The organism is Okeania sp. SIO2F4 (assembly GCF_010672385.1).
GTDB lineage: Bacteria > Cyanobacteriota > Cyanobacteriia > Cyanobacteriales > Microcoleaceae > Trichodesmium.
In genome coordinates, this window is the sequence record NZ_JAAHGT010000944.1 from 1 (window position 1) to 3,721 (window position 3,721).

A 3,721-nucleotide genomic window follows, 5' to 3' on the forward strand; every position below is an offset into this window, starting at 1 on the left:
AAAGTTCTTTTGCCTACTAATATCAATAATTACAGTTTGGCAGACTATGACAACGATGGAGACTCTGACATTTTAGTTAGTATTAAATCTGACGTTTTGAGCTATAATACCAAACTTTATGAAAACACAGGTAACAGTTTCACTGAAGACACTGATTATACTATTCCTGGAGTTACAGATAACGCCCAGTGGGGAGACTACGATAACGATGGAGACCTAGATATTTTACTGAGTAGTAAAGTCTACACAAACACAGGAACAGGTTTTGTCGAAGAAATTGACGTTACTCTTGAAGAAACAGCAAACAATTTGTGGATAGACTATGAAAGTGATGGAGATTTAGATATTCTTATAAACAACGGATATCAATCTGATATATTTCCTCGAGGGTCTTATACTCGAGGTTACAGAAATGATGCTAATATAGCCAACACACCTCCCACTGCACCTACTAACCTTACTTCTATCATCGAAGGGCGAGAAACGAACTTAACCTGGGATGCTGCCACCGATGCTCAAACCCCCACCCCAGGCTTAAACTATAATCTCAGAGTCGGCACAACTTCCGGCGCTTCCAATATTGCTGCAGGTGAGATTGATAGCAATACCAGTTGGAAACTCAACTTGCAACCTGGAACTTATTATTGGAGCGTGCAAGCTATAGATACAGGTCTTGCAGAATCTGAGTTTTCCCCAGAACAAAGTTTTACAATAGTTGATGAGATTCCTCCCACTGCAACTAAATTTACTCCCAGTGACAATGAGACAGAAGTAGTTTTAAATGAACCATTAAGCATCGAATTTGACGAAAACGTTGCTGTCGGTACTGGCAATATTATCATCAAGCAAACCACAGACAATGAAATAGTCGAAACCATAGATATTACTTCCGACCAAGTACAAATAGACGTAAATACCGTTACTATATCTCCCACCAATGACTTAGAAGAGTTGACTGACTACTATATTCAAATCAACCCTGGCGCTATAGTCGATACAGCAGGAAATAATTATAGTGGGATAGCTGATACCACAACTTGGAATTTTACGACCAAGAAAAATGAGACTGTCGAATCTCTCACCGACCACACCCTAGAATCAGATCGAGTCAAACTTATCCTGCTCGGTGATGATGATATTAATGGTACGGGTAACAACCAAAACAATGTTATCAACGGTAATGATGGTGATAACTTAATCAGAGGTTTGGCGGGAAATGATACTTTAAGGGGATCTGAGGGTAATGATATTCTCAACGGTGGGAGAAATAATGACCGCTTAAATGGAGGAGACGGCAATGATACCCTCAATGGTAGTAGGGGGAATGATATTCTCATGGGTGTTGACGGTGACGATCTACTTATTGGTCGCCCTGGTAACGATCGCCTGTTGGGAGGTAGTGGCAATGATACTCTCAGGGGAGGTGTCGGACGAGATCGCCTCAATGGTGGTCCTGGAGATGACATTCTCACAGGTGGGGGAAGTATTGACTATTTCATTTTTAATAGCAATAAAGGATTTGCTTTATCAGATTTTGGTGTAGATACAATTACTGATTTTGACACAGAAAAAGATATTATCCTTCTGGATGAAACAACTTTTCTAGCTCTCAGTAGTGATGCGGGAGAAACACAGTCGGAATTAGATGTTATTGCCGATTTTGCTACGGTTAATAATGATGAACAGGCGGCTATTTCTGAAGGTATTATTGTTTATAGTACCAACACAGGTAATATGTATTACAATTCCAATAGCAATTCACCTGGTTTTGGTACAGGTGGATTATTTGCTACTTTTACAGACGCACCTGATATTGGAGTAGAAGATTTTATCCTCAGAAGATAATATTAATTTGAGCCAATTGTTGATTGCCTATTTTTCCAAAAATAAAGGCTGACGCAAAGCTCCGCTTTTTATGTCGCACAGCGAAACGCTAGTTAATTTTTGATTCGATTCCGAGACGGATCGCTTCGCGAATCACCTAATTTCGGATGCACTATATATAGTGTCTTTGCGTAAGTCCTGATGATGTTGGGATGAACAGTTATAAATAATTAGGGAAAAGTCAGGAATTAAGAGGGATGAAGAAAGAAAGTATCAGGACTAGAAGAAGGAAAAAGTTTTTTGTTCTCGTCTTTCGGAACGGAGTTCTATCACTAATTAACCGGAGATGATATGAGAAAGAAGGTTTAGGCATATTTTGGCTGAAAAATTGTGTAAGTCATATAAAATAGTAAAGTTAATTGTTTTGGTTCGGATTTTTGTAATCAACTAACTCGCTCAAAATGTCGATCTTTTCTTTTATTTTTTAGTACGATGACGACTACCTGAAGCAACAACTTTTGAGGAACTAGATTTACGAGTGGGCTTACGTTGTCGTTTTTGAAGTTTGATTTGGGGGAGTAACCCAGATAAACCTTTAGTTTTAAAGCGTTTGTAAGCAGAACTACTCCAGTCACTAACAGAATGACTCATTGCACCAAGTTCTATACCTACTAATAAAGCAATCACTTCTTGATAATGTAGGGAAAGCGATCGCCACAAACTTGCAACAAATCCTAAAGTCCTCCCTTCGGAGCTTAGTAATTGATCTATAATTAAACCCAATACTACCAAGACTAAAAACAAGGTTAACAAATATAGTAGTCGTAGTGCAGTACCAATTATGGGTCCATGAGATAAAAAAGAGCGATGGTTAAGACTGCTTTGGTAGGGTCGCCAAAGCCACTTAAACCAACCCCAACGTTGGAATTGTCGAGAATTGATATCCAGGTCGGGGCCGAACATTAGGCCACTAAATAAAAAACCCCCAGACACAAATAAGGTTAAGTGGGTACTACGGACCAACCCAAAGCTTAAGCCCGTGATGATGGGCAAACTCCACAAGGTTATCCGGTCATGGGTACTACCACTAGGCATAGGAGATTTAATGTAGGCCAAAAAATATATAACTTATATTTATCAAACTTAGCAGATAAAGGAAAATTTTTTACTTGCATATTTAATAATATGTGTTATATTAATAAAAGTTGGGCGGTTAGCTCAGCGGTAGAGCGCCTGCCTTACAAGCAGGATGCCACTGGTTCAAATCCAGTACCGCCCATTTATCAAATCATTTATCTATTAGTTTCTATAGTTTTTACTCTTTCTTTCTTTCAACCTATAGAAATACTTTCCTTTCGATAATTTTGGTTTCAAGTCTTGGCCTTTTAGGGCGAATTTTGTTATAGTTACAATAGAAATAGAAATGTTTGAAACTCCTACCTCAGCCTTCAGTGGATATACATCCCGATCGGGTGTTAAACAGGTCTTAGGCTAGCAAGAGTCAAAAATAATGCTACGCATCGCTAACAGGTTTCATGTCACACAGCGAAACAAAGGGCAATGGTTTAAGTCCATCCTAAAGATAAACTAGAAGTATTCGATGATGTTACACTAAGCCATTCCGAGACTTAAAACAGAGGTGGAGGACAATTCATTAATGGATAATGGATAATTGCGAACTTGATAATTACAAGAAGGTTAAAACCTTTACGGAATTGAATATAAGGAATATTGTCTTTGTTTTCCCCTATCCAAGGGGAGGCTTCAAGGTGCGAATTATTTAATTATTAATTATTAATTATTAATTTTTCGGTAATACTTTCACAATAAAAATAGCATAATGGTAGAATCTTCAACTCCCCAACTGCAACTACAACTTTGCGATCGAGTTGTAGGG

2 protein-coding genes and 1 tRNA gene are annotated in these 3,721 nt (G+C 38.4%); 2 read left to right on the top strand and 1 reads right to left on the bottom strand.

Annotation, left to right across the window (positions count from 1 at the left end; genetic code table 11):
* Window positions 1-1,845 (top strand): Ig-like domain-containing protein (locus tag F6K22_RS35340; RefSeq protein WP_293109203.1); only part of this gene is annotated, 1,845 nt, incomplete at its 5' end.
* A 456-nt stretch (window positions 1,846-2,301) separates the two neighbouring features.
* On the opposite strand, the gene F6K22_RS35345 is transcribed toward F6K22_RS35340, so the two are convergent.
* Window positions 2,302-2,919, bottom strand: a complete 618-nt coding sequence (locus F6K22_RS35345) for a metal-binding protein (protein WP_293109205.1) — start codon at window positions 2,917-2,919, stop codon at window positions 2,302-2,304.
* A 112-nt stretch (window positions 2,920-3,031) separates the two neighbouring features.
* Here F6K22_RS35345 and F6K22_RS35350 point away from each other — a divergent pair.
* Window positions 3,032-3,103, top strand: a tRNA-Val gene (locus F6K22_RS35350).
* Window positions 3,104-3,721 lie beyond the last annotated feature (618 nt).

Excerpts from the sequence above, each read along its gene's own strand:
- F6K22_RS35345 (WP_293109205.1), bottom strand. The coding sequence starts at position 2,919 with ATGCCTAGTGGTAGTACCCATGACCGGATAACCTTGTGGAGTTTGCCC.